Source organism: Mycobacterium hippophais (assembly GCF_027529605.1).
In the GTDB taxonomy this organism is placed as follows: domain Bacteria; phylum Actinomycetota; class Actinomycetes; order Mycobacteriales; family Mycobacteriaceae; genus Mycobacterium; species Mycobacterium arseniciresistens.
This window is the reverse complement of sequence record NZ_JAPZPY010000012.1, coordinates 105519-131160: the sequence shown is the minus strand read 5'-3', so window position 1 is coordinate 131160 and position 25642 is coordinate 105519. Positions and strand designations below refer to the sequence as shown.

Sequence of the window (25642 nt, the reverse complement as noted above, 5' to 3'; positions counted from 1 at the left end):
CGTCACCTCTGCCCGTTGTCGGTGTGTTGCGGGTTCTGCAGCCCCGCCTGTCTGGCCGCCAGCTCGAAGCCGTCGCCGAACTCCTCCTTGAGCACCCCGAGGTGCTCGAACTCGGCGAGCGTGCGCTTCGCCGATTCCTCGTCGAGTCGCTGAATCGCGAATCCGACGTGGACCATCACGTACTCACCGACCCTGGCGTCGGGGATGTACTCCAGGCAGACGTCCTTCTGGATGCCGCCGAAGTCCACCATCGACATCAGCGCGCCATCCCGGTCCTCGACGCGCAATATCCTGCCGGGCACCGCTAGACACATGGGTGCATCCTCTCTCTCGGCCATCCCTGGGACGCCGTCATCCCGACGTCCCGATCATCAACTGCCCCAGCGCGATACCGCCGTCGTTGGGCGGCACGTGCCGATGGGTCAGCACGGCGAAACCCGCCGTCCGCAGCGCGGTCACCGTGGTGCGCAGCAGCAGGGCGTTGCAGAACACGCCGCCGGACAGTGCGACCGTCCGCTCCGGCCCGCCGCACACGCCGGCCAGGTGGACCACCAGCGCGGCCACCGCGTTGTGGAAGCGGGCGGCGACGATCCCGGCCGAAACTCCGGCACGCATGTCGGCGATCACCGCGGACAGCACCGGAGCAGGGTCCACGGCGGGACCGTCCGCGCGGAACCGGTAGCTGCCGCAGCCCGGTTCGGCGCCACGGGCCAGCCCTTCGAGCTCGATGGCGGCCTGCGCCTCGTAGTCGACGGTCTGCCGGACACCCACCAGCGCTGCCACCGCGTCGAACAACCGGCCGATGCTCGAGGTGGGCACGCAACCCAGCCCGGTCTCCAACTGGTGGCGCAGAACCCGCCGTTCGTCAGGAGGGCAGGCCTGCACGGGCGGCAGGTCCGGATCCCACGGCAGCCCGGCCGCCCAGAGATGGGCCAGGGCCATCCGGTAGGGCCGCCGCACGGTGAGGTCGCCGCCCGCAAGCGGCACGTAGCGCAGCGCCGCGAGCCGGCGGTAGCCCTTGTAGTCGGCCAGCAGCACCTCGCCGCCCCAGACCGCACCGTCGTCTCCGTAACCCGTTCCGTCAAACGCGAATCCGAGTACCTGCTCACTGCCGTCGAGGCCGTGCTCGGCCATCACCGCGGCGATGTGCGCGTGGTGGTGCTGCACTTTGCGCACGGGGCGGCCACCGGCGTTGCGGTGCGCCCAGCCGGTGGACCGGTATCCCGGGTGGGCGTCGGTTATCACCACGCCGGGGGAGACACCGGTCAGTGTGCGCAGGTGCCGCTCGGCGGCGTCGAACGCGGACAGCGTCGCCAGGTCGTCCATGTCGCCGATGTGCTGGCTCAGCCACGCATAGCGGCCGTCGGCGACGGCCAGGGTGTTCTTCAGGTCGGCGCCCACCGCGAGTGCCGGCGGTACCGCGACGGGCAGCGCCACCGGGAGCGGGGCGTGGCCGCGGGACCGCCGGATGGGCAACTCCTCACCGTCGAGGACGCGCACCACCGAGTCGTCGCACGGCACCAGGATCCTGCGGTCGTGCATCAGCCAGCCGTCGGCGAGGTCGGCGAGCCGCGCGAACGCGTCGTCGTCGGTGAAGCAGATCGGCTCACCACCGAGATTGCCCGACGTCATCACCAGCACCTGCGGGCCGGGTTCGTCGCCGGGCAGCCCGAACAGCAGCAGGTGCAGCGGCGTATAGGCCAGCATCACACCGAGATCGGGGTTGCGCGGCGCCACCGCGTCGGCGACCGGGCTCTCGGTGCGTCGTGGCCGCAGCACGATGGGTCGCGCCGCGCCGGTCAGCACGCCTGCGGTGCGCTCGTCGACGTCGACGAGCAGGGTTGCCCCCGCCAGGTCGGGAACCATGACCGCGAACGGCTTGTCGCCGCGCCGCTTGCGCCTGCGCAGTTCCGCGACCGCGTGCACATTCCCGGCGTCGCACGCCAGGTGGTAGCCGCCGATGCCCTTGACCGCGAGCACGCCTCCCGCGCGCAGCAGGCGACGGGCCAGCCGGAGTCCTTCCTCGCCGCGCTCCAGCACACCGCTGCCGGTGCGGAAACGCAGTGTCGGACCGCAATCCGGGCAGCAGACGGGTTGCGCGTGGAATCGGCGGTCTGCGGGATCGGTGTATTCGCGGGCGCAGGCGGCGCACATCGCGAACTCCGCCATGGTGGTGTTCGCCCGGTCGTACGGCAGCGCGCCGATGATGGTGAACCGGGGCCCGCAGTTGGTGCAGTTGACGAACGGGTGCCGGTGTCGGCGGTCGGCCGGGTCACAAAGCTCGGCAACACAATCGGCGCACACCGCGACGTCGGGGGAGGTGAGCGTGCGGCCACCGGTCGAGCGTGACGTGTCGGCGATGGTGAACCCGGTGCCGCCGGTGCACGGCACATCGCGGGTCTCGAGGTGGTCGATCACGGCCAGCGGCGGCGGATCGTCGCGCAGCCGCTTCAAGAACGCGCACACGGCGTCCGGGGTGCCCTCGATCTCGATGAAGGCGCCCGCGCTGTCATTGCGCACCGATCCGGACAGGCCGAGGGTGGCCGCGGTGGTGTACACGAACGGGCGGAAGCCCACGCCCTGGACGACGCCGTGCGCACAGATCCGCAGCCGCTGGCGGGTCATGGCGGCGGATCCCCACTGCCCATCATCTTCAGACCGGCCAGCGCCTCGGCCGCCCCGGCCCGGTCGGTTCTCTCCACGACGAACCCCATGTGGATGATCACCCAGTCACCCGGCGCGAAGACGTCGTCGGGCAGCATGCCGATGTTGACCTTGCGATGCTCACCGACGACGTCGACGAGCGCGAGTTGGCCGCCGTAGCCGTCGAGCATCCGCACCACCTGACCGGGGATTCCGAGGCACATCGCTCAGCCCTCCACGGCCGCGCTGCTCAGCAGGCGCGCGACCACGTCCTCGACCGCGCGCACCGCCCCGGGCACCGCCGCGGCGACCGGGGCGCTCAGGCCGATGCCGTCCTCGACGCACTCGACCTCGCAGCCGATCACCACGGTGCGTGGCGGGGTGCTGCCGAGCGCGTAGACACCCGCGAACACGGCGGCCGGGTCCATGGCGTGCGCATCGAGGCGGGCAGTGCCCGAGGAACTCTCGTGGTCGGCCTCGATGACGTGCAGGGTGCCCGGCCCGCCGCGGTCGGGCAGCGCGTCGATGAGCACCAGGGCGTCGTAGCCGTCGAGCAGGTCGTAGGCGAGGTGCATGCCGCGGATGCCGTAGTCCGTCACCGCGACGTCGGGTCCGGCGAGCCGCTGCGGCACATGGCGCACCACCTCGGGGCCGAAACCGTCGTCGCCGAGGAAGATGTTGCCGATGCCGGCAATCAGGATTCTGGTCGTGATCCCTGCGCCCCTGTCACATCCGGCGGATCTTCAGGTACCGCTTGACGTCGGGTATGGACCGCACGCCGAGCACCAGGCCGGCGAGTGCCACCAGGCCCACGACGACCGTCGCCGTCACCCCTACTGTCTGCATGTCGAACTCCTCTCGGGAAGCGGCTGGACTTCGTCGGGTGCGAAGTACAGGTAGCGGCCGTACCACTCGTGCAGGTCGGCGGCGGGGTCGTCCTCGATCACCACACCGATGTGGGTCTCGCCGTCGACGGTCTCGTGCACCGAGGTGACCCGTGCGACCTTGTCGGTGTAGAACAGGTCCTGGGCGTCGGCGCGGCGCGACGGGTGCAGCCGGACCCGGCTGCCGCGGCTGACCGGCACGCCGTTCACCAGCACCGCGTCGATGCCGGGGTCGACGGCGTTGTCCGCCGCCGGATCCCACCAGTCGACGCCCTCGGGGACCTCCGGGATCAGCGCCGGGGCGTCGACCGTGGCATGTGGATCCCGCAGCACGCCATGGAGGTTCATCATCACCTCCGGCGACATGGTGTCGCAGCGGTCGATGATCGCCGCGGCGAGCGGATCGGTGGCGCGGGCCTGCGCCTTCTCCTCGTCGGTCATGGTCATGATCCGCAGCGTGAGGATCTCGTCGATCTCGCAGGAGTCGTACAGGGCGCCGTCGCTCTGCTCGGCGATCTCGGGATGGTCGTAGAGGATGATCGGCGACACCAGCACCAGGTCGCGTTCCCCGGCCGGGCCGGCGAGCACCGGGAAGCAGCGGTGCCTGGCGCACCGGCCGACGGCCCCCGCGGCGGCCGGCGGCGGCTCGAGCAGCGAGACGAACTCCCCGCCGCTGACCTCGCCGATGAGGTGGGTGCCGATCAACGAGGTGGCGATCGCCGCGTCCTTGTCCACCGCGGGCGAAGCCGTGTTCCGCACCGTCACGCTCACCCGGAGCAGATCGCCGTCGGGCTCGGCCGACAGGGACAGCTCGCCGCGTAGTTCCCGCCGGGTACGCAGAAGCCGGCCCCCGGTGACGATCTCGACGTCGGTGCCCGACGGTACGACGATGGGGTGCGTCCGCCCGGCGCACAGGGTGTCGACGCCGAACGGGCCGAAGCGGGCCTCGCATTCCACCGCCTCGTCCCAGGTGATCCACGAACCCGCCGCGGTGACCAGTTCGTCGACGGCCTCGACGCGTCCGTCGCCGGCGTCGCGCATCGCGGCGCGGTGCTGCAACTGCAGGAAGCGCACGACGAAGGTGAGGGTTGGCGATTCGGCCGGCTGAAGCAGGATCTGCGCGGAGATCGTGTCGTCCTCGCCGATCCCTGCGGCTTCGGCGCCGGGTGGGCCGAGGACGCCGAACTGCCAGCGGGACTGGTTCTTCTGTGATGTCGCACGGTACGGGTAGAGCAGGTATCCCTCGTAGAGCACCGCGTCGGCGACGGCGCGGGCCCGGTTCCAGTCGGCGCTCACGGGACCGGCGTCCTGGACAGCAGGTTCCTGACGGCCTCGTCCAGCGAGAGCAGGCCGTGTGCGGAGCGGTGGCCGGCCAGCGCGTCGACGGTGTCGTGGTCCAGCCGCACCCATCCGGTGTTCGGGTAGTGCAGGCGGACCAGGTCCCGCCACACCGACACGGGCATGTCGTGTCGGTCCTCGCGGTCCCACGGCACCTGCTGGACGGCGAAGCCGCGTGAACCCTGCACGAACACCGTTCCGCTGAACAGGAACAGCAGCGGAACCGCACCGCCGCGCAGTGCGTGCAGATACTTCGCGGCGACCACCTCGAAGTCATAGGTGCATTCCAGCGGCAGGTCGATCCGGGTGGATCCGGTGAAACCGGGGGTCATCGCCGCGGTGTGCTGCCACAGGAAGGTGTGCTGAGTCCGGCCCCACCGCTCCCGGGGCCCGAACAGGTCGGTCAGGCCCGCGGCCTCGGCGTCGTCGTAACCACGGCGCAGCGGGTCGATCCTCACCTGGCAGCGCAGCGCGATGGCGTGCACGGGTTCGTCGCCGGCCGCCGACACAGCGATACGCGCGGTCAGCACCGGCGTCACCGCGTACGGTTCGGGCGCCACGTCGAGCACCTCGAACGTCACCTCGGTGGTCGGAGCGGTCACCGGACCACCACCTTGCTGCGGTCGGCGACGGCGCGGAAGAAGTCGTCCATGTAGTCACGGGCCTCGCGGCCGCCGTCGAAGCCCCGCCAGAGCATCCGCAGCCTGCCGACGAATTCGTAACAGGCGTCGATCGGCAACAGATGGCAGTCCGGCGGCCGGCTGTCGCCGTCTGCGTCGTCGTCATGAAAGGGGACCCGCACCAGCAGCGCCTCGGTGTCGTCGGCCATGGCGTCCACCCGGGGGTCGGCGGCACGGATGTCGTTCCAGGCCAGCAGGTCCAGTTCGGACTCCGTGGCTCCGGCCGGTCCCGGATAGAACGCCACCGTGCGCCCGAGGTCGGAGTTGCGGAAGAAGAAGGCCAGGCCCACCGGGATCTGCAGGGCCTCCCACGACCGGCGGTCCAGCGCGAAGTCGGGGAATTCGAGGTAGCGGTCCGGCACGGCGCGGAAGCGCAGTTCGGCGTGGGTGTCGGTGAACAGCAGATAACACCCCCGGCAGACGCAGAGCAGTTGTCGGCCTGCGACATTCACCACGTGCTGGTGGGCATCGGCGATCTGCTCGGCGCACATCTCGCAGCGTTCACCGGCTGCCTGTGGCGTCGTGCGGTTGGCCCGGATCCGCGCCAGCACGTCGTAGGCCGTCATCAGGCGACGCTCTCGGCCGTGGCGGCTGGCAGTGCCATCGACAGCACACCGTCGCGCACCAGCATCGGCACCGGTTCGAGGTGAGCGGCCGGCCGGTCGTCGTCGACGGATCTCCCGCCGTGTGCGACGTCGAAGTGTGCGCGGCAGTGCGGGCATCGCAGCACCACGTCCGCCGAACCCATCCGCCGGTGCAGCACCGCGCCCGCCAGCGAATCGCCGCATGCGCCGCACCCGTCCCGGTAGGCGAATAGGTCGTCACCGACCCGGCACGCCAGCACCGTGGCGCCCGCCACCCGGAAACCGCCGACCTCGCCGGCCGCCAACGCCTCGAGGTCCGGGACCGGATGCCAGTCGGCCGGTGGGTGCCGTTCGGCCCGAACGCGGTTCAGCAGTGACTCGGCGGGGATGACGGCCGACACCGGTTCCTTCTCGGCGGCGACGACCTCGATGGATGCGATCTCCGGCGCCGCGGCCCGTACCGCGTCCTCGACGGCGAGTTCCAGCGTGACCGCCGACGACGGGCAACTCTTGCAGCTTCCGGAGAACTGGAGGCGGACCACCTCGCCGTCGACGCCGAGCAGGTGCACGTCGCCGCCGTGGGAGCCCAGATAGGGCCGAACGGTGTCCAGTGCGTCGGCGATGCGGCGTTCGACGGGGTGCGGGTGGAGGCCGTGTACCAGCAGCAGGCTGGCCACCAGGTCGTCACCGACGAAGTCGTCGGCGAGGTCCGGCATCGCACGGACCGCCAGCGTCATCATCCGCTCCAGGCCGGCCCCGTAGAGGTCGGTGACCTCGCGCATCAGTTGCTCGGCGCGCTCCCTGGCGGTCACCCCGCCGATCGCGGTGGCGTCCAACAGGACCTGGATCCGGTCACCGGCGGTGCGCCAGCGTGCGTCGGCCTCGGTGTCGCCCACGCCTGGCGATCCCGGCGGGCGCATCGCCTATTCCCCGGTGACCGACTGGGTGGGGGAGTGGAGCAGGTCGAGGCTCTTTCCTTCACCCAGGTACATGTGCACCCCGCACGGCAGGCACGGATCGAAACTGCGCACGGTGCGCATGATGTCGATGCCCTTGAAGTGTTCGCGGTCGTTCTCCTCGAAGATCGGCTGCCCCTGCACCGCATCCTCGTACGGCCCCGGTGTGCCGTAGCTGTCGCGCGGATTGGCGTTCCACGGGGTCGGCGGGTACGGGTGGTAGTTCGCGATCTTGCCGTCCCGGATCACCATGTGGTGGCTCAGCACGCCGCGCACCGCCTCGGTGAACCCGCACCCGATGCCCTCGTCGGGGACGTCGAACTTCTCCCAGGTCTTGGTCCGCCCGGCCCGGATCTCCGTGAGCGCCTTCTCCGCGAAGTGCAGGGCCGACGCCGCGGCGTAGGCCTGGAAATACGTTCTCGCGCGGTTGCGTTCGATCGTGTTGCTGCCGTGCTGCGGGATCTTCCACTCGAACTCGACCGGGCCCTTGAGCGCGGTCTTGGGCAGGTTGATCTGCACGCTGTGACCGGTCGACTTCACGTAGCCGATGTCCACCAGGTTGGCCAGCGCGGTCGACCACAACCGGGCCAGCGGACCGCCGCCGGTGTCGAGCGCCAGATGGTCCTTGCCGTCGTACCAGCGCGGTGACATCACCCAGCTGTAGTTCTCGTCGAAGTCGCGCTTCTGCGGCTTGGGATTGGTGTGCTGGTTCCACGGGTGCCTGCGGTCGACGGGGTTGCCGAGGGGATCGTTCTTGACGAACATCTCCTGGTCTTCCCAGTCGTCGTAATACGAACTGCCCAGCAGGATCCGGATGCCGAGGTTGATGTCCACCAGGGAGGTGGTGAGCAGCTTGCCGTCCACCACCACCCCCGGGGTGACGAACATCTTGCGGCCCCAGTTCTCCATGTCCTTGTACGCGAAATTGCAGTGCTCGGGATCCTGGAACGAGCCCCAGCAGCCCAGCAGCGTCCGCCGCAGACCCACCTGCTCGTAGCCGGGCAGCGCTTCGTAGAAGAAGTCGAACAGGTCGTCGTGCATCGGCACGACCTTCTTCATGAACTCCACGTAGCGCATCAACCGGGTCATGTAGTCGGTCATCAACTGGATGGTGGCGACCGTGCCGACACCGCCCGGGTAGAGCGTGGAGGGGTGCACGTGGCGGCCCTCCATGAGGCAGAACATCTCCCGCGTCCACCGGCTGACCTGGAGGGCCTCGCGGTAGAACTCGCCGGTGAACGGATTGAGCGCCCGCATGATGTCGGCGATGGTGCGGTGCCCGTGCATGTCGGCGTGCGGAGCCTGGGTGTTCTCGGCCTTGGCCAGCACGCTCGGATTGGTCTCGGCGACCATCTTCTCGCAGTAGTCCACCCCGACCAGGTTCTCCTGAAAGATGTTGTGGTCGAACATGTATTCCGCGGCCTCGCCGAGGTTGACGATCCACTCCGCGACGTGCGGCGGCTGCACGCCGTAGGCCATGTTCTGCGCGTAACACGAGCAGGTGGCATGGTTGTCGCCGCAGATCCCGCAGATGCGGCTGGTGATGAAGTGCGCGTCCCGGGGGTCCTTGCCCTTCATGAAGATCGAGTAGCCGCGGAAGATCGACGATGTGCTGTGGCACTCGACGACTTCGCGGTTCTCGAAGTCGATCTTGGTGTAGATGCCGAGGCTGCCGACGATGCGGGTGATGGGGTCCCACGCCATCTCGACCAGCTGGCCGGGATCGCGTTTCACGACGGATGGCTCGGGAACTGTCGTTGTCATCGGAGTGCACTGCTTTCATCGAATATCAATGCGCGGGCGGCATTGTGCCCGCGATGGCCTCGCCTGCTTGAGTGCGGTCTTTTACGGCGGCACTACCAGGTGCGAGTCGCTCCGGTCTCGAGTTTCAGGCCGGGATGGCGCCACTTGGGTTCTTTGTCCACGGTTTTGCCCGTGACGTGGCGCAGGCTGCGGATGACCGAGCCGTAGAGGCCCGACGCCGTCGTGGACACCTTGCCGCCGGGCGGCTCGTCCATGAACGGCATGAACTTGTCCGGGAAACCGGGCATCGTGCAGCCGATGCAGATGCCACCGACGTTCGGGCACCCGCCGATACCGTTGATCCACCCGCGTTTGGGCACGTTGCACTTGACGACCGGACCCCAGCAGCCAAGCTTGACAATGCATTTCGGCGAGCCGTACTCGTCGGCGAAGTCGCCCTGCTCGTAGTAGCCGGCCCGGTCACACCCCTCGTGGACAGTCTGACCGAACAGCCACTGCGGCCGCAGCGCATCGTCGAGCGGGATCATCGGCGCCTGCTCGGTCGCCATGTACAGCAGGTAGGTCAGCGTCTCGGAGAGGTTGTCCGGGTGTATCGGACATCCGGGCACGCAGACGATCGGGATTCCCGCCTTGCTCTTCCAGTCCCAACCGAGATAGTCCGGCACGCCCATCGCCCCAGTCGGATTGCCCGCCATCGCGTGGATACCGCCGTAGGTCGCGCAGGTCCCCACCGCGACGACCGCGGTCGCCTTCGGCGTGAGCCTGTCCAGCCATTCGCTCGTGGTCATCGGCTGGCCCGTCGCCGGGTCGTTGCCGAAGCCGCACCAGTAACCTTCGGTCTTGAGCTGCTCGTTGGGAATCGATCCCTCGACCACCAGCACGAACGGTTCCAATTCGCCACGGTCGGCCTTGAAGAACCATTCGAGGAAGTCGTCGGCGCCACCGTTGGGCCCGCATTCGAAATCGATGAGCGGCCAGTGCACGGCGACCTTCGGCAGCCCGGGGAGGGCGCCGAGGGCGATCTCCTCGATGCTGGGTTGCGTGGCGGCAGTCAGCGCCACAGAGTCACCGTCACAACTCAATCCGGCGTTGATCCACAGAACGTGGATCAAGGCCTCTTCTGCTTTGACTGCTGCCTCACTGGGCATCGCCACAGCTCTCCGGGACCCGGGCTGGGGATCCCTACACCGCCGGAGTCGACCTTCGGCCCACTTGCGCGGCGCTAATCTTTTGGTCTACTCCGGCCGACATTGTCTTGTCAACGAGATCTTGTGACATATCCAACTTGGGCTGGTTTGCCAGATCTGCGATCCAGGCATACCAGTCCGCGGTACCATCGCCCGCCGTCGCCGACAGCGCCAGGATGTCCAGGCCCGGGTTGATCGAGCGGGCGTGGCCCGCGCAGACGTCGACATCGAAGTCGACATAGGGCAACAGGTCGATCTTGTTCACGATCACCACGCCTGCGGCGGCGAACATGTGCGGGTACTTCAAGGGCTTGTCGGCCCCTTCCGTCACCGAGATCACCAGGACTTTGCTGTGCTCGCCCAGGTCGAACATGGCCGGGCACACCAGGTTGCCGACGTTCTCGATGAACAGCAACGTGCCGCGGTCGGGGTGTAGCGCCTCGAGTGCGCGGCGGACCATCTCGGCGTCGAGGTGGCAGCCGGCGCCGGTGTTGACCTGGACGGCGCGGGCGCCGGCCCGCCGGATGCGGTCGGCGTCGAGGAGGGTCTCCTGATCGCCCTCGATCACGGCGATCGGCCGGTCCCGGCCGAGGTCCCGGATGGTGCGTTCGAGCAGGGTGGTCTTGCCCGCGCCGGGTGAACTGGTGAGGTTGAACGCCAGGATGTCGTGCTCGGCGAGCCACCGCCGGTTCTCGGCGGCCACCAGATCGTTCTTGGCGAGCACCTTCTGTTCGAGGGACACGGTCTCGGTGTGGACGTGGGTGTGGTCGTGGTCAGCGTGGGTGTGGTGGTGATGCGCCGGGGCCTGGCCGGCCGGCGTGATCACCGCCCCGTCGTCACCGCAGCCGCAGGTCGCGCACATGTCAGCTCACTTCCATCGAGAGTATTCGCAGATCCCGGCCGGCGAGGACCTCGACATCGGCACTGCCGCACGGGCACAGCAGGATCAGGTCACCCAGTTCGAAGTCCGATCCGCATGTCCGGCAGCGTGCGACGCCCGGGCGCAGGTCGACGTCGAGCCGGGCGCCGTCGGCCACCGTGCCCTGGGTCGCGAGTTCAAAGCAGAACTCCATGGCGTGCGGCACGACGGCGCACAGGGCGCCGACCTCGAGCCTGACGCTGTGCACGCGGCGGCCTGCGGCGTGCTCGCACACCGCGTCGACAACACTCTGGGTGATCGCCATCTCGTGCATCTGGTGCCCCGTTCCGGGCCGGTCCGCCCCACGATAGGCCCGGTCACCCGATTTGGTGAGCAGACGCACAATCGCATCGACGCGCCCCTCGGAGTGCGATTTCATGTCTGCTCGCCGGCGACCGGCGTGTCCGCTTGAGTCGAACAGGTGTTCGTCTACTCTGGACGGTGTTCGACGGCTAGATGCTGGTCAGGCCGACTTGTCGGTGGCTACCTCTAGCGTCACGGCCAACTGATCGACACCGATCACCGAACATCACAGGACGGAGAAGACCATGGCGCAAGCCCCGGATCGCGAGAAGGCCCTCGAGCTGGCCCTCGCCCAGATCGAGAAGAGTCACGGCAAGGGGTCGGTGATGCGACTCGGCGACGAGGTGCGCCAGCCGATCTCGGTCATCCCCACCGGCTCGATCGCTCTGGACGTGGCGCTCGGCATCGGCGGCCTGCCCCGCGGCCGCGTCGTCGAGATCTACGGCCCGGAGTCCTCGGGTAAGACCACCGTCGCGCTGCACGCGGTGGCCAACGCGCAGGCCGCAGGAGGCATCGCGGCGTTCATCGACGCCGAGCACGCACTGGATCCCGACTACGCCAAGAGGCTCGGCGTCGACACCGATTCGCTGCTGGTGTCCCAGCCCGACACCGGTGAGCAGGCGCTCGAGATCGCCGACATGCTGATCCGCTCCGGCGCGCTGGACATCCTGGTCATCGACTCGGTGGCCGCCCTGGTGCCGCGCGCCGAGATCGAGGGTGAGATGGGCGACAGCCACGTCGGCCTGCAGGCCCGCCTGATGAGCCAGGCGCTGCGGAAGATCACCGGCGCGCTGAGCAATTCGGGGACCACCGCGATCTTCATCAACCAGCTGCGCGAGAAGATCGGCGTGATGTTCGGCTCGCCCGAGACCACCACGGGCGGAAAGGCGCTGAAGTTCTACGCCTCCGTGCGGCTGGACGTCCGGCGCATCGAGACCCTCAAGGACGGCACCGACGCGGTGGGTAACCGCACCCGGGTCAAGGTCGTCAAGAACAAGGTGTCGCCGCCGTTCAAGCAGGCCGAGTTCGACATCCTCTACGGCAAGGGCATCAGCCGCGAGGGCTCGCTCATCGACATGGGTGTCGAGCACGGCTTCATCCGCAAGTCCGGCTCCTGGTTCACCTACGAGGGTGAGCAGCTCGGCCAGGGCAAGGAGAACGCCCGCAACTTCCTGATGGAGAACCCCGACGTCGCCAACGAGGTCGAGAAGAAGATCAAGGAGAAGCTCGGCATCGGGGCCGTCGTGAATGCCGAAGACGTCCTGCCGGCTCCCGTTGACTTCTGAGTCCACCGACGTCGCGCCGGCCAAGCGCGAAGAGCAGGCGCGGGCGCTGTGCCTGCGTCTGCTCACCGCGCGGGCGAGGACCCGGGCCGAGCTCGAGACCAAGCTGGCCGGCAAGGGTTATCCCGACGAGGTGACCACGCAGGTGCTCGACCGGCTGGCCCAGGTCGGCCTGATCGACGACCGTGACTTCGCCGAGCAGTGGGTGCGCTCCCGGCACACGCACGCCGGAAAGGGCAAGCGCGCCTTGGCCGCCGAGCTGCGCACCAAGGGCGTCGACCGCGAGGTGATCGACGAGGTGCTGGCCGACGTCGATGCCGGCGCCGAACGCCAGCGGGCCGAGCAGCTGGTCCGCGACCGGCTGCGCCGCGAGCGGCTCGACGACGACGACGCGGAAGCCAAGGCGGTGCGGCGGCTGGTCGGAATGCTGGCCCGCCGCGGTTACAGCCAGTCGATGGCACTCGACGTGGTCAAGGTCGCGGTGGCAGGCGAACGGGAACGGCGGCGGGTCTGACCGGCTCTCCCGCCGAGGCCGATCCGGGTGCGTTCACCGACGGCGACAACTGGGCGGGCGGGTTCTACGAACTGTCCATCGACGTCGGGCATCGCGACGACGCGCGACTCGGCGCCGCGCTCGACGCCCTGTGGCGCGCTGCGGGCATCGACGGCTGCTACGCCGACAGGACCCGCGAGCCCGCCGACCAGGCGGCGGTGCCGCTGACGGTCGAGTCGTTGTCGAGGTTCGGTCATCTCTACGGGCGGCTCACTCTGCCCGGCGGTGCAGTGTCGGTGTGCGGCGGGCTGGCGATCCGGATGAGTGACGGGACCGACTGGCTGAACCTGTATCTCCCGGTGGGTGCGCTGGCGCGGACTGATCCCCGCATCGGTGGCTTTCCGTTCGGCGACGACGGCGGCCCGTTGTCGCTGTCGTGGCGCGCCCCGCTGGACGCGTGGTTCGCGGCGATCGGCGCGCAGGTCTATCGCGAGGTCGAATTCCGGCGGGCGATCATCGGCTTCGAGACCGACGATGCGGAGATCGCCGCCGCGGACGGCGCTGTGCCGCAACGGCGTTCGTTCGGCTACCTGTCACCGTGCGACGGCGAGCTGCGGTACCACCCGGCGAACGTCTAGTTCTGGGGGATCTCGTTCAGTACAGCTTCACGATCGCCTGCGCTACACCACCTTGGCGCCGGGCGCGCCCTCCTGTTCGACCGCGTCGGCGTGCAGGGGTGCGGGTCCGCGATGGGACCGGCGCATGCGGCGTTCCAGCCGCGTCGCAAACGCCGACAGCGCGAAGTTGATGGCGATCAGGATCACCGCGACGACCATCAGCGCCGGGATGTAGTTGCTGTACGCCGACCCGATGTTGGTGCCCTGGCGGACGACCTCGAGGAACAGGATCTGGTAGCCGATCGCGGTGTCCTTGAGCACCACCACCATCTGCGACACCAGCACGGGCAGCATCGATGTCACGGCCTGCGGCAGCAGGATCGCGCGCATCGTCTGGCCCCACCGCAGGCCGAGCGCCGACGCCGCCTCCGCCTGCCCGCTGGGTAGCGCGTTCACCCCGGCGCGGACGATCTCGGCGATCACCGCACCGTTGTAGAGGGTGAGCCCGGTGACCACGCCGGCCAGTGCCTGGTATTTCGACGGCACCACGTCGTAGATGCCGTACGCGGCGAAGCTGAAGATCATCATGATCAGCACCGGGATGGCACGGAAGATCTCGACGAACACCGCACACGGCCAGCTGATCAGCGGATGCAGCGACAGCCGGCCCACACCGAGCACGAACCCCAGGATCAAGGCGAGCACGATGGACAGCGCCGCGGCGGTCAACGTGCCCTGAATACCCGGGAGCAGGTAGGTCTTCCACAGGTTCGGCGTGAGGAACGGTTCCCACTTCGCCGCGGTGAACTGCCCCTGCTTCCAGAACTGCCACACCACGACGGCGATCACGGCGACCGCGATCAGCGCGGCGACCAGCGTGGCGATCATGTTGCGGATCCGCGCGCGGGGACCGGGCGCGTCGAACAACACCGAGGCGGAGCTCATCAGCGTCGCACCGCCAATCGCTTTCCGAGCCAACCGAACACCAGGCCCATCGGCAGCGTCAGGATGACGAATCCGACGGCGAAGATGAATCCCACCAGGAGCAGCGCCGCAGTGTTCTCCGTCATCACCTTCATCAGCGTCGCCGCCTCGGCCACCCCGATCGCCGAGGCGATCGTGGTGTTCTTGGTCAGCGCGATGAGCACCGAGCCGAGCGGCAGGATCACCGACCGGAACGCCTGCGGCAACAGGATGAACCGGAGGTTCTGGCCGAACGAGAACCCCAGCGACCGCGCGGCCTCGGCCTGCCCGAGCGGCACCGTGTTCACCCCTGAGCGCACGGTCTCGCACACGAACGACGCCGTGTAGACGGTCAATCCGACGACCGCGAGCCGGAACCCGCTGTCGGCGATGGACGTCAGCGATTCGGCGTCGACCAGGGTGATGCCCAGCGTGTTACCCAGACCGAACGAGCAGAACAGGATGATCAACGTCAGCGGCGTATTGCGCACCACGTTGACGTAGGAGGTGCCCAGCCAGTTGAGCACCGGCACCGGTGCCAGCCGCATCGCGGCCAGCACCGTGCCGAGGATCAGTGCGCCGATCGCCGAGTACAGCGTCAGCTTGATGGTGATCCAGAACGCCGCGAAGATCTGGTCCTGGTACTGGGTGAAGACGTCCACGGCCCGGGCCAGACCTCCGGCTCAGTACCGGTCGATCTTCGGCGGTGCGGGCGCCGTGATCCCCGCCGGCCCGAGATTCTTGTCGAACGCCTCTTTCCAGGCGCCGCTCGACTCCATCTTCTCGAGCGCGTCGTTGATCTTGGTGCGCAGCTCGGCGTCGTCCTTCTTCAGCCCGATGCCGTAGCGCTCCTCGGAGAAGGTGTCGCCGACGATCTTGAACTGCCCTGGCTGCTGCGCGGCGTAGCCGGCGAGGATCACCTCGTCGGTGGTCACCGCATCGATGGCACCGTTCTTCAGCGCCTCGATGCACGCCGAGTACGTGTCGTACTGCTGCAGCTGCACGCCGGCGTATTCGTCCTTGATCTTCTGCGCCGGAGTGGATCCCGTCACCGAGCACAGTTTCTTGTTGTTCTGCAGCGACGCCGCCCCGGTGATGTCGGTGTTGTTCTGCCGCACCAGCAGGCTCTGCCCGGTGAGCAGGTACGGCCCCGCGAAGTCGACCTTCTCCTTGCGCGCGTCGGTGATCGAGTAGGTGGCGGCGATGAACTCGACCTGGTCGTTCTGGATGAGCGTCTCGCGCTGGCCCGACGGCGACTCCTTCCACTCGATCTTGTCCGGGGCGTAGCCGAGTTCACCGGCGACATAGGTGGCGACGTCGACGTCGAAGCCGGTCAGCTGGCCGTCCGGGTTGCGCAGCCCGAGGCCGGGCTGATCGAACTTCGTGCCGATCACGATCTTGTCGCTGTCACCGCTGCCGCCACCGCCGCCACATGCGGTCGCTGCGAACGGCAGGGCAAGGGCGAGTGCGACGACACCGGCGGCGCGCCACCGGGAGGGCACGGAGAGGGACGGCATGGGTCTTGGGTTTCCTTTCGCCGGGAATCAGTGGTGGAGAATCTTGCCGAGGAAGTCCTTGGCGCGGTCGGTCTGCGGGTTGTCGAAGAACTCCGCGGGTTCGGCGTCCTCGACGATGGCGCCGTCGGACATGAAGACGACGCGGTCCGACGCCCGCCGGGCGAATCCCATCTCGTGGGTCACCACGAGCATCGTCATACCGTCGGATGCCAGTGACGTCATGACGGCCAGCACCTCGTTGATCATCTCGGGATCCAGCGCGCTGGTGGGCTCGTCGAACAGCATCACCTTGGGCGTCATCGCCAGTGACCGCGCGATCGCGACCCGCTGCTGCTGCCCGCCCGACAGCTGGGCGGGATACTTGTCGGCCTGGTTGGCCACGCCCACCCGCTCGAGCAGCGTCATCGCCTCGGCGCGGGCCTTGTCCTTGGACAGCCGCCGCACCTTCATCGGCGCGAGCGTGACGTTCTCCAGAATCGTCTTGTGCGCGAACAGGTTGAACGACTGGAACACCATGCCGACGTCGGACCGCAGCTGCGCCAGGCGGCGTCCCTCGTCGGGCAGCCGCTCGCCGTCGACCGCGATGTTGCCCGAGTCGATGGTCTCCAGCCGGTTGATGGTGCGGCACAGCGTCGACTTCCCCGAGCCCGACGGACCGATCACCACGACGACCTGGCCCCGTTCGACGCGCAGGTTGATGTCCTTGAGTACATGAAGGCTGCCGAAATGCTTGTTGACCTGCTCCATCGCGATCATCGGCACGGTCTGCGGAGGTGGATCGGCGACCTGCGCTTCCCGGCCGGAGCTGTCCATGGCTGGAGACCTTACCCAGGTAACGCTCAGCATGCCGGGAACTGATCAATCCGCACGGTCGGGCGCCGGTGCGCTGCCCGTACCATGGGCGCGTGACTTCGATGGTGACGCGAGAGGCGGCGGCGGACAGCGCCGCCGGCCCTGCTGTGCGTACCTACCAGGTCCGCACCTACGGCTGCCAGATGAACGTGCACGACTCCGAACGGCTGGCCGGTCTTCTCGAGGCGGCCGGATACCGGCGCGCGGCCGAGGGGGCCGACGCCGACGTGGTGGTGTTCAACACCTGCGCGGTGCGCGAAAACGCCGACAACAAGCTCTACGGCAACATCAGTCACCTGGCGCCGCGCAAGCAGGCCGACCCCGACATGCAGATCGCCGTCGGCGGCTGTCTGGCGCAGAAGGACCGCGACGCGGTGCTGCGCAAGGCCCCGTGGGTCGACGTGGTCTTCGGCACCCACAACATCGGTTCGCTGCCTGCGCTGCTCGAGCGCGCGCGCCACAACAGGGTCGCGCAGGTCGAGATCGAGGAGTCGCTGCGGGAGTTCCCGTCGACGCTTCCGGCGGCGCGCGAATCCGCCTATGCGGCATGGGTTTCAGTGTCGGTGGGCTGCAACAACACCTGCACGTTCTGCATCGTGCCCGCGCTGCGCGGCAAAGAGGTGGATCGCAGCCCGGGCGACATCCTGGCCGAGGTGCGCTCTCTGGTGGACCAGGGCGTGCTCGAGGTCACCCTGCTCGGTCAGAACGTCAACGCCTACGGAGTCTCGTTCGCCGACCCGAGGCTGCCGCGCGACCGCGGGGCGTTCGCCAAGCTGCTGCGCGAGTGCGGACACATCGACGGGCTGGAGCGGGTGCGGTTCACCTCTCCGCACCCGGCCGAGTTCACCGACGACGTGATCGAGGCGATGGCCGAGACGCCCAATGTGTGCCCGACGCTGCACATGCCGCTGCAGTCCGGGTCCGACCGGGTGCTGCGCGCGATGCGACGCTCCTACCGCGCCGACCGCTTCCTCGGGATCATCGACCGCGTGCGCGATGCGATTCCGCACGCGGCGATCACCACCGACCTGATCGTCGGATTCCCGGGGGAGACCGAAGAGGACTTCGCGGCGACCCTCGACGTGGTGGCCCGGGCGAGATTCGCCGGCGCGTTCACCTTCCAGTATTCGAAGCGGCCGGGCACGCCCGCCGCGGAGATGCCCGGTCAGCTGCCGAAAGACGTGGTGTCGGAACGCTATCAGCGGCTGATCGCGTTGCAGGAGCGAATCTCGATGGAGGAGAACGCCGCACAGGTGGGCACCACCGTCGAACTCCTGGTCGCCACCGGTGAGGGACGTAAAGACGCGAGCACCGCGCGCATGTCGGGGCGCTCGCGCGACGGCCGGCTGGTGCACTTCGCCCCGGGCGGGGCCGACATCCGGCCCGGCGACATCGTCACCACGACCGTCACCGGCGCCGCGCCCCATCACCTGATCGCCGACGCCGGCCTGCTCGCGCACCGCCGGACCCGTGCCGGCGACGCCCACGCCGAGGGGCGGCGACCCCGCACGGGTGTGGGCCTTGGCATTCCGGGCATCGGCGCCCCGCCGAAGGCGGCGACACCGGACGGGTGCGGTCGATGAGCGCCGCGGGTGGTCCCGGCAACGGCTTCGACCAGTTCAAGGGCGACATCGAGGATGTCGAACGACGGATGGCGCGCGAGTTCGAGCCCGGCTCGCGGGCGCTCGTGGTGGCGGTACTGGTTTTCGTGGTGCTGCTGTCGCTCATCCTTCCGCACACCGGTGGCGCCAAGGGTTTCGACGTGCTGGTGGGCGCGGATACCGCGGTCAGCGAAGGGGTGTCGCTGCCGTCGCGGGTCTTCACCTGGCTGGCGCTGGTCTTCTCGGTCGGCTTCTCGATGCTCGCGCTGCTGACCCGGCGGTGGGCAGTCGCGTGGGTCGCCCTCGCGGGTTCGGCGGTCGCCTGCCCGATCGGGATGCTCGCGGTGTGGTCCAGGCAGACCGCGGCCGAGCAGTATCCCGGGCCCGGAATCGGCCTCGTCATCGGCTGGATCGCCGTCATCGTGCTGACTTTCCACTGGGCCAGGGTGGTGTGGTCGCGCACCGCGGTGCAGTTGGCCGCCGAGGAGGAACGCCGCCGCCGGGCCGCCGAGGGTCAGCAGAAGGGACTGCTTGACGACTTCGGCGACGATCCGGACGGCCCTCCCGCGACCTAGCGCCGCTCAGTCGGTTGCCGGCGGCAGGCAGCCGGTGAGCGCCGCCCGCACCACAGGTGTGTAGGCGTCCACGAAGTCCGCACCCGACATCTGGGCCACCGCGTCGACCTCCAGCACGTAGCGCGCGTAGATCACTCCCACCAGCGCCGTCGCCAGGGTGGCCGACGCCGTTCGCGCCACCTCCGGTTCGATGCCGCGTGCCTGCAACCTCTCGGCGACCGGTCGGGCGAGCGCCTCCTCGACGAACCCCCGGGTCAGCGCGAACCCCTTCGCCTCGCCGCCCGCCGACGCGATGGTCAGCAGGGCGGGCCGATTCTGGGGGTCGTCCCAGGTGGTGACCAGCGCGCTCAGCAGGCGCCGGGGCAGTTCGGCGGCCGGCGCATCGACCTCGCCGGCGATGACCTGCACCGGGTTGGCCCGCAGCGCGAAGGCTTCGCCGAAGAGCTGCTGCTTGGACCCGAAGAAGTAGCTGATCAGGGCCGCGTCCACGCCGGCGTCGGTGGCGATCGCCCGCATGGTGGCCGCGGCGTAGCCGGCCTCGGTGAATCGTGCCCGTGCCGCGCGCAGGATTTCCGCGCGGGTGTCGGAGCTGCCGGCGCGACGGCCGGGACGACGCTTATTCACCACGGTTGAATTCTAGCGGCCGCGCGTCTAACCTGATATTCATCATCGACGAATTAAAATTTCGAACGAGACGAGGAGTCGAGATGACCATCGTGATGCCCCGCGGTGACGTGGAACCCGTTGCGCTGCAGGAGCCCAACGGATCGGGCTATGTACTCCTGGCGGCCACCGTCGACGACCGACCGCCCGTGGCGCCTAACAGCAGGCGAAAGCGCGCCCTGCTCGACGAGATCCGCGCCGACGTGCGTGCCCTGCGGCAGTCGCCGGACGTCATCGAGGCCGATCTCTTCGACGCCGTGCTGGTGGCCCCCGGAATGGGCAGGGAGTTGCTGCGGCGGCGCGCGGCGACGGTGACACCGGCGAGGTTCGACGTGGTGGTGCTGGTGCGCACGACCGACCCGCAGAGCGCGGTCGCACTACGGGCCGACAGCGGCTATCGGCACCTTGTGGAGCGGATGTCGGCGACGGCGACCAGGACCCACGAGATCGCCGCCCGCAACGTGCGACGGATCGCCGACGTCGACCACGGCCGGCCTTCGGTGTTCCTGTTCAACTTCTTCTACGCCGACGACCCGCAGCGCCTCGTCCCGGTGTGGCACTACACCGCACGCTGGTTCGTCGACCACACCGCGCTGCCGGACTCGACCGTGCTGGAACCGCTGGCCGGCGAACCCGCCGACTACGGCATCATCAACCACGCGAGCTGGCCGAACTTCCGCACATTCCTGCCGCACCTGGCGTTGCGCCCGTCGTTCCGCCGGTTCGTGCTCACCACGTTCGCCGCCAACAACGTTGCTGCGCAACCGATCCTGTACCGGCGGCTGCCGATCTAGCGCCGCTTGCCCAGCGCCTCGACCGCGGCCTCGGCCCACTGCCGCCACTGCTCGGCGTTCGCCCGCGCCTGCTCGGCGTCCTTGGTGCGCCCCGCCGCGGCGGCCTTCTCCGCCTGCCGCTCGTATTGTTCTGCGCGCGTGCGGAATTGATCTGCGCGGGCCTGCGCCTCGGGGTCCGACCAGCCGCTGGACGCGGCGTCGCGGACCTTCTTCTCGACCGCGCGCATCCGCCGTTCCAGGTCGGCGCTCCGCTCACGCGGAACCTTCCCGATCGCATCCCACTTGTCGCCGATGGTGCGCATCGCCGCACGGGCGGCATCCACGTCGGTCACGTCGATCCGCTCGGCCTCGGCCAGTAGCGCCTCCTTGGCCGCGGCGTTGGCCTTGAACTCGTTGTCGCGTTCGGACGTGGCGGCGTTGCGGGCGGAGAAGAACCGGTCCTGCGCGCCCTTGAAGCGCTGCCACAGCGCGTCGTCGACGTCCTTGGCGGCTCGCCCGGCGGCCTTCCACTCGGCGAGCAGATCGCGGAACGCCCCGCTGGTCGGCCCCCAGTCGGTGGACTCGGCGAGCGCCTCGGCGCGTTCGCACAGCGCCTCCTTGGCCTGCCGGGCGCCCGCGCGGCCGCGATCCAGCTCGGCGAAGTGCGAACCGCGCCGCCGGTTGAACGTCTCACGGGCCGCCGAGTACCGCTTCCACAGCGCGTCGTCGGTCTTGCGGTCGAGCCCGCTGATGGTGCGCCACTCGTCGAGGATCTCGCGCAACCGGTCACCCGCGGACTTCCACTGGGTGGCGTTGGCGCCCAGCTCCTCGGCCTCCGCGGCGAGCGCCTCCTTGCGGGCGAGCTGAGCCGCCCGGTGCTCCTCGCGGCGCGCCTTCTCGGCCTGCGACGCCTCGTCGGCGTGCTCGGCGATCGCCGCGAGCCGGACGGCCAGCGCGTCCACGTCGCCCAGCACGTGCGCCGTCGGCAGGGTCTCGGCCAGGGCCGCGGCCGCCGACTTGATCTTGCGGGCGTCGCCGGTGCCGGACGCCAGCCGGGTCTCCAGCAGCGCCACCTCGGTGTGCAGATCGTCGAATCGCCGGCCGAAGTGCGCGTACGCGGCCTCCGTGTCGCCGGCCTGCCAGGAGCCGATGGTGCGCTCACCGGACGCGGTGATCAGCCACACGGTGCCGTCGGGATCCACCCGCCCGAAGCGGTGCGGATCGCTGGCCGGCGGCGCGGTGACCACCGGCGCGGGCCGTCCGGGCCGGGGCGCCGGCCGTGCCGCACCGGGCCTCGGCGCCGGTTTCGGGCCTGGCCGGGGCGTCGGTGCCGGGGCAGGGGCCGGTGCCGGTGCCGCAGGCGTCGCTGCGTCCGCACCGGTGTCGGCCGGTGTGGTCACCTCACTGTCTGCCGGTCGATCGTCGTCGGATCCCGCACCGGGCTCACTGGTCGTCATATCGGTTCCTCGCACCTCCGCGCGGAAGATCCGCGCACTGCCGCGCGACGCGGCGCCTCGCATGTACCGACGTAATTGAAACAGGTCACCGCCCGTGATGCGCGCGCCTTGGCCTTCCCGGTTTGCAACCGACGCGCCTTCCTGGGCAGGCTCGACGCCACACGCGCACCCGGCAGGAAGGCATGACCGCGATGGCCAAGGCGGATATCGCCGCGCTGCTGGCACTCGGCGCCGCGCTGTTCATCGCGATCGGCGACGTCGTCCATCAGCGTTCGGCCCACGAGGTCACCGACGAACCGGTCAGCCACACCGGCCTGTTCCTGCGGCTGCTGCGGGACCGGCAGTGGTGGCTGGGCAGCGGGGTGTCGGCGGTGGGTTTCGCGCTGCAGGCCGCCGCCCTCGGCCTGGGCTCGGTGCTGCTGGTGCAGGCAGTCCTGGTCACCTCTCTGCTGTTCGCTCTGCCGATCAACGCCCGGCTCACCCACCGGCGGGTGACCCGCTGGGAGTGGCTGTGGGCGGCGCTGCTCGCAGGGGCGGTCGCGGTGATCGTCACCGTCGGCAATCCCACCGCCGGTCAGGCCCGGGCCTCGCTCGAGGTGTGGACGTCGGTGGCCGTGGTGCTCGGGCCCGCGCTGGTGCTGTGCGTGATCGGGGCCAGGATCTGGTCCGGGCCTGCGGCTGCCGTGCTGCTTGCGGTGGTGTCCGGAGCGCTGTGGGGGTTGTTCGCCGTGCTGACCAAGGGCGTGGTCGACCGCCTGGACGACGGTCTGCTCGCGGTGTTGCGGATGCCCGAGCTCTACGCCTGGGCGCTGGTGGCGGTGGCCGGGACCGCCTGGCAGCAGGCGTCGTTCCGGGCGGGCGCGCTGACCGCGTCGCTGCCCACCATGACGGTGACCGAACCGGTGGTGGCGTCGGTGCTCGGTGTCGTCGTACTCGGCGAGGCGCTGCGGCCGGGCGAGGCCGGCTGGTTCACGCTGATCGCCGCGGCGGCGACGATGGTGGTGGCCACGGCGGCGCTGGCACGCGGCGAGGCGGCCGGCGCCGACACACCCGCCGGCCACTAGTTTGGTGGCGTGCTCACCGCCATCGCGATCGTGCCCTCGGCGCCGGTCATGGTGCCCCGGCTGGCGGGCGCCGCGGCCGCCGAGCTGACCGGCCTGCGCGACGCGGTGCTGACCGCCGCCGCGGCGCTGCCCGCCCGCTGGGTCGCCGTCGGCGCAGGTCCGCACGACGCGGTCATCGACGCCTCACAGGCGGGGACGTTCGCCGGATACGGCGCCGACGAGCGCGTGGCGCTGTCACCCGGCGACGGCGCGTCGCCCGTCGACCTCCCGCTGTGCGCCCTGATCGCCGGCTGGATCCGCGGGCAGGCCCAGCCCACCGCCACCGCGCAGGTGCGGGTGTGTGCGGCCGGCCTCGACGCCGGCGAGGCGACCGAGCTGGGCCGACGGTTGCACGCCGAGCTGGACGCCGCCGACGAACAATTCGGTGTGCTCGTCGTCGCCGACGGTGCGCACACGCTGACCCCGCCCGCCCCCGGCGGATACGACCCCGACTCGGTGGCCGTGCAGCAGGCGCTCGACGACGCACTGGCCGGCGGTGACGTCACGGCGCTGCACGGACTGCCGGACGCCGTCGTCGGCCGGGTCGCCTTTCAGGTGCTCGCGGGTCTTGCCGAACCAGCGCCGCGATCGGCAGAGGAGCTCTACCGCGGTGCGCCGTACGGAGTGGGGTACTTCGTCGGCCTGTGGACGCCGTGAGCGCTCGGCCGCTGGCGGTCATCGGGCCCACCGGCACCGGGAAGTCGGCGCTGGCCCTGGCCGTCGCGGAGCGGATCGGCGGCGAGATCGTCAACGCCGACGCCATGCAGCTCTACCGCGGGATGGACATCGGCACGGCGAAGACGCCGGTGGCCGAGCGACGCGGGGTGCCGCATCACCAACTCGACGTGCTCGAGGTGACCGAGACAGCGACCGTCGCGCGGTATCAGGCCGCCGCGGCCGCCGACGTCGAGGCGATCGCGGCCCGCGGCGCGGTGCCGGTGATCGTCGGCGGGTCGATGCTCTACGTCCAGTCGCTGCTCGACGAGTGGTCCTTCCCGGCCACCGATCCGGCGGTGCGCGCCCGCTACGAGCAGCGGCTCGCCGACGCCGGGGTGGCCGAGCTGCACCGGGAGCTGGCGGCCGTCGACGCCGATGCCGCCGCGGCCATCCTGCCCACCGACGGGCGGCGCATCGTGCGTGCGCTGGAGGTGGTGGAGCTGACCGGCCGGCCGTTCGCGGCGTCGGCGCCCGCGATCGGCGCGCCGCCGCGCTGGGATACCGCGATCGTCGGGTTGGATTGGCCGACACCGGTTCTCGACGAGCGGCTGGCGCAGCGCACCGACACCATGTTCGCCGACGGCCTGGTCGGGGAGGTCAGCGCGCTGCTGGGTCGCGGACTGCGCGAGGGCGTCACCGCGGCCCGCGCGCTGGGCTACGCGCAGGTGATCGCCGACCTGGACGGCGGCGGCGACGGCGAGGCGGCCCGCGAACCGACCTTCGTCGGCACCCGGCGCTACGTCCGCAGGCAGCGCTCCTGGTTCCGCCGCGATCACCGCATCACGTGGCTGGACGGCGCGGCGACCGACGGTGTAGGCCGGGCGCTGGCCGTATGGCGGGCTGGAACGCACGTATCCTGACCAGGTGAAGTTCGCCAAGGGGCACGGCACGCAGAACGACTTCGTCGTGCTGCCCGACCTCGACGCGCAGGTCGACCTGGCGCCCGCCGCGGTGGCCGCGCTCTGCGACCGGCGCCGCGGCCTCGGCGCCGACGGCGTGCTCCGCGTGACGACGGCAGGCGCCGCGCTGGCGGCAGGCGTGTTCGACCGGATGCCCGACGGGGTGGCCGAGGGTGACTGGTACATGGACTACCGCAACGCCGACGGCTCGATCGCCCAGATGTGCGGCAACGGCGTCCGGGTGTTCGCGCACTACCTGCGCGCCGCCGGCCTGGAATCGCGTGACGAGTTCGTCGTCGGCTCGCTGGCCGGTCCACGACCGGTGGTGCTGCACGAGGTCGACCGGCTGTCAGCCGACGTGACGGTCGAGATGGGCAAGGCCAACCAGCTCGGGCCGGGCACCGCGACCGTGGGCGGCCGGGTGTTCGAGGGCCTGGCGGTGGACGTCGGTAACCCCCATCTGGCCTGCGTCGACGCCGGCCTGACCGCCGACGGCCTCGCCGCACTCGACGTCGCCGCGCCGGTGCACTTCGACGCCGCGCAGTTCCCGCACGGCGTCAACGTCGAGGTGCTCACCGCTCCGGTCGACGGCGTGGTGTCGATGCGCGTGCACGAACGGGGGGTGGGGGAGACCCGGTCCTGCGGGACGGGCACCGTCGCGGCCGCCGTGGCCGCACTCGCCCACGACGGCGCCCAGACCGGGCGGCTGACGGTCGTCATCCCCGGTGGCAGCGTCGCCGTCACGGTCACCGAAGCGACCAGCTACCTGCGCGGACCGTCGGTGCTGCTGGCCGACGGGGAGCTCGCCGAGGAATGGTGGCGCTCCCATCTGCGTTAATCGAGGTGCATGACACATGGACTCCGTGCGAAC

Annotated in this window: 29 protein-coding genes; 10 read left to right on the top strand and 19 right to left on the bottom strand. The window is 69.8% G+C overall.

Going from position 1 to position 25642, the window contains the following annotated elements:
* Positions 1–2: 2 nt before the first annotated feature.
* The 13 genes from O6P37_RS22700 to O6P37_RS22645 all read right to left on the bottom strand — a co-directional run bounded on the left by O6P37_RS22700 (position 3) and on the right by O6P37_RS22645 (position 11229).
* Positions 3–314 (bottom strand): HypC/HybG/HupF family hydrogenase formation chaperone, encoded by a 312-nt coding sequence (locus tag O6P37_RS22700; protein WP_264011362.1) that lies wholly within the window; start codon positions 312–314, stop codon positions 3–5.
* A 37-nt stretch (positions 315–351) separates the two neighbouring features.
* Complete coding sequence (gene hypF / locus O6P37_RS22695; RefSeq protein ID WP_269896194.1) at positions 352–2625, bottom strand: carbamoyltransferase HypF; 2274 nt, start codon at positions 2623–2625, stop codon at positions 352–354.
* The gene (locus O6P37_RS22690; RefSeq protein ID WP_264011360.1) at positions 2622–2867 is read right to left on the bottom strand and encodes a HypC/HybG/HupF family hydrogenase formation chaperone; all 246 of its coding nucleotides are present in this window, start codon (positions 2865–2867) and stop codon (positions 2622–2624) included. Before O6P37_RS22690 ends, hypF begins: the two co-directional genes overlap by 4 nt.
* 3 nt (positions 2868–2870) lie before the next feature.
* Complete coding sequence (locus O6P37_RS22685; RefSeq protein WP_269896261.1) at positions 2871–3356, bottom strand: hydrogenase maturation protease; 486 nt, start codon at positions 3354–3356, stop codon at positions 2871–2873.
* 13 nt (positions 3357–3369) lie between these two features.
* Positions 3370–3489, bottom strand: a complete 120-nt coding sequence (locus O6P37_RS28580) for a DUF6893 family small protein (protein WP_408633230.1) — start codon at positions 3487–3489, stop codon at positions 3370–3372.
* A complete protein-coding gene (locus O6P37_RS22680) occupies positions 3477–4823 on the bottom strand; it encodes a hypothetical protein (RefSeq protein ID WP_269896193.1) in 1347 nt (448 codons plus the stop codon). The genes O6P37_RS28580 and O6P37_RS22680 overlap by 13 nt, the downstream gene beginning before the upstream one ends.
* A complete protein-coding gene (locus tag O6P37_RS22675; RefSeq protein WP_269896192.1) occupies positions 4820–5467 on the bottom strand; it encodes a DUF6084 family protein in 648 nt (215 codons plus the stop codon). The genes O6P37_RS22680 and O6P37_RS22675 overlap by 4 nt, the downstream gene beginning before the upstream one ends.
* Positions 5464–6111, bottom strand: coding sequence for a DUF5947 family protein (locus O6P37_RS22670; RefSeq protein ID WP_269896191.1), 648 nt, complete (start codon positions 6109–6111; stop codon positions 5464–5466). Before O6P37_RS22670 ends, O6P37_RS22675 begins: the two co-directional genes overlap by 4 nt.
* Complete coding sequence (locus O6P37_RS22665) at positions 6111–7049, bottom strand: NifU family protein (RefSeq protein WP_269896190.1); 939 nt, start codon at positions 7047–7049, stop codon at positions 6111–6113. The genes O6P37_RS22670 and O6P37_RS22665 overlap by 1 nt, the downstream gene beginning before the upstream one ends.
* Positions 7050–7052: 3 nt before the next feature.
* Positions 7053–8849 (bottom strand): nickel-dependent hydrogenase large subunit, encoded by a 1797-nt coding sequence (locus O6P37_RS22660; RefSeq protein ID WP_269896189.1) that lies wholly within the window; start codon positions 8847–8849, stop codon positions 7053–7055.
* A 92-nt stretch (positions 8850–8941) separates the two neighbouring features.
* Complete coding sequence (locus O6P37_RS22655) at positions 8942–9997, bottom strand: NADH-quinone oxidoreductase subunit B family protein (protein ID WP_264011354.1); 1056 nt, start codon at positions 9995–9997, stop codon at positions 8942–8944.
* Between the two features lie 34 nt (positions 9998–10031).
* Positions 10032–10898 (bottom strand): hydrogenase nickel incorporation protein HypB, encoded by an 867-nt coding sequence (hypB, locus tag O6P37_RS22650; RefSeq protein WP_269896188.1) that lies wholly within the window; start codon positions 10896–10898, stop codon positions 10032–10034.
* A 1-nt stretch (position 10899) separates the two neighbouring features.
* A complete protein-coding gene (locus O6P37_RS22645; RefSeq protein ID WP_264011352.1) occupies positions 10900–11229 on the bottom strand; it encodes a hydrogenase maturation nickel metallochaperone HypA/HybF in 330 nt (109 codons plus the stop codon).
* 274 nt (positions 11230–11503) lie between these two features.
* Here O6P37_RS22645 and recA point away from each other — a divergent pair, with 274 nt between their 5' ends.
* The 3 genes from recA (at position 11504) to O6P37_RS22630 (ending at position 13672) form a co-directional block, all read left to right on the top strand.
* Complete coding sequence (gene recA, locus O6P37_RS22640; protein ID WP_269896187.1) at positions 11504–12544, top strand: recombinase RecA; 1041 nt, start codon at positions 11504–11506, stop codon at positions 12542–12544.
* The gene (gene recX / locus O6P37_RS22635; RefSeq protein ID WP_269896186.1) at positions 12507–13055 is read left to right on the top strand and encodes a recombination regulator RecX; all 549 of its coding nucleotides are present in this window, start codon (positions 12507–12509) and stop codon (positions 13053–13055) included. The genes recA and recX overlap by 38 nt, the downstream gene beginning before the upstream one ends.
* Before the next feature lie 197 nt (positions 13056–13252).
* A complete protein-coding gene (locus O6P37_RS22630) occupies positions 13253–13672 on the top strand; it encodes a hypothetical protein (protein ID WP_269896185.1) in 420 nt (139 codons plus the stop codon).
* Between the two features lie 42 nt (positions 13673–13714).
* On the opposite strand, the gene O6P37_RS22625 is transcribed toward O6P37_RS22630, so the two are convergent.
* Genes O6P37_RS22625 through O6P37_RS22610 form a run of 4 tightly spaced genes read right to left on the bottom strand, consistent with a single transcriptional unit; the run spans position 13715 to position 16887 of the window.
* Positions 13715–14596: an amino acid ABC transporter permease gene (locus tag O6P37_RS22625; protein WP_269896184.1), complete on the bottom strand. Its 882-nt coding sequence runs from the start codon at positions 14594–14596 to the stop codon at positions 13715–13717.
* Positions 14596–15276 (bottom strand): amino acid ABC transporter permease, encoded by a 681-nt coding sequence (locus O6P37_RS22620; protein ID WP_264011345.1) that lies wholly within the window; start codon positions 15274–15276, stop codon positions 14596–14598. Before O6P37_RS22620 ends, O6P37_RS22625 begins: the two co-directional genes overlap by 1 nt.
* Before the next feature lie 21 nt (positions 15277–15297).
* On the bottom strand, positions 15298–16131 hold the full coding sequence (locus O6P37_RS22615) for a glutamate ABC transporter substrate-binding protein (protein WP_269896183.1): 834 nt from the start codon (positions 16129–16131) through the stop codon (positions 15298–15300).
* Positions 16132–16158: 27 nt separating this feature from the next.
* Positions 16159–16887 carry an amino acid ABC transporter ATP-binding protein gene (locus O6P37_RS22610; RefSeq protein ID WP_269896260.1) on the bottom strand — a complete coding sequence of 243 codons (729 nt, stop codon included), beginning with the start codon at positions 16885–16887 and terminating at the stop codon, positions 16159–16161.
* 158 nt (positions 16888–17045) lie between these two features.
* Between O6P37_RS22610 and miaB the strand changes: the two genes are divergently transcribed.
* Both miaB and O6P37_RS22600 read left to right on the top strand, forming a co-directional pair.
* On the top strand, positions 17046–18566 hold the full coding sequence (gene miaB, locus O6P37_RS22605; RefSeq protein ID WP_269896259.1) for a tRNA (N6-isopentenyl adenosine(37)-C2)-methylthiotransferase MiaB: 1521 nt from the start codon (positions 17046–17048) through the stop codon (positions 18564–18566).
* Positions 18563–19159, top strand: a complete 597-nt coding sequence (locus tag O6P37_RS22600) for an Rv2732c family membrane protein (protein ID WP_269896182.1) — start codon at positions 18563–18565, stop codon at positions 19157–19159. Before miaB ends, O6P37_RS22600 begins: the two co-directional genes overlap by 4 nt.
* 6 nt (positions 19160–19165) lie before the next feature.
* On the opposite strand, the gene O6P37_RS22595 is transcribed toward O6P37_RS22600, so the two are convergent.
* Positions 19166–19786 (bottom strand): TetR/AcrR family transcriptional regulator, encoded by a 621-nt coding sequence (locus O6P37_RS22595; RefSeq protein WP_269896181.1) that lies wholly within the window; start codon positions 19784–19786, stop codon positions 19166–19168.
* 80 nt (positions 19787–19866) lie between these two features.
* Here O6P37_RS22595 and O6P37_RS22590 point away from each other — a divergent pair, with 80 nt between their 5' ends.
* The gene (locus tag O6P37_RS22590; protein WP_269896180.1) at positions 19867–20616 is read left to right on the top strand and encodes a hypothetical protein; all 750 of its coding nucleotides are present in this window, start codon (positions 19867–19869) and stop codon (positions 20614–20616) included.
* Here the strand turns inward: O6P37_RS22590 and O6P37_RS22585 are convergent.
* On the bottom strand, positions 20613–22052 hold the full coding sequence (locus tag O6P37_RS22585) for a DUF349 domain-containing protein (protein ID WP_269896179.1): 1440 nt from the start codon (positions 22050–22052) through the stop codon (positions 20613–20615). The two genes, O6P37_RS22590 and O6P37_RS22585, sit on opposite strands and share 4 nt — an antisense overlap.
* Positions 22053–22243: 191 nt before the next feature.
* On the opposite strand from O6P37_RS22585, the gene O6P37_RS22580 reads away from it, so the two are divergent.
* Genes O6P37_RS22580 through dapF form a run of 4 tightly spaced genes read left to right on the top strand, consistent with a single transcriptional unit; the run spans position 22244 to position 25609 of the window.
* The gene (locus O6P37_RS22580) at positions 22244–23116 is read left to right on the top strand and encodes a DMT family transporter (protein ID WP_269896178.1); all 873 of its coding nucleotides are present in this window, start codon (positions 22244–22246) and stop codon (positions 23114–23116) included.
* Positions 23117–23125: 9 nt separating this feature from the next.
* Positions 23126–23812, top strand: coding sequence for a class III extradiol ring-cleavage dioxygenase family protein (locus tag O6P37_RS22575; RefSeq protein ID WP_269896177.1), 687 nt, complete (start codon positions 23126–23128; stop codon positions 23810–23812).
* Positions 23809–24732: a tRNA (adenosine(37)-N6)-dimethylallyltransferase MiaA gene (gene miaA / locus O6P37_RS22570; RefSeq protein WP_269896176.1), complete on the top strand. Its 924-nt coding sequence runs from the start codon at positions 23809–23811 to the stop codon at positions 24730–24732. The genes O6P37_RS22575 and miaA overlap by 4 nt, the downstream gene beginning before the upstream one ends.
* 4 nt (positions 24733–24736) lie before the next feature.
* Positions 24737–25609: a diaminopimelate epimerase gene (gene dapF / locus O6P37_RS22565; protein WP_269896175.1), complete on the top strand. Its 873-nt coding sequence runs from the start codon at positions 24737–24739 to the stop codon at positions 25607–25609.
* Positions 25610–25642: the final 33 nt, after the last annotated feature.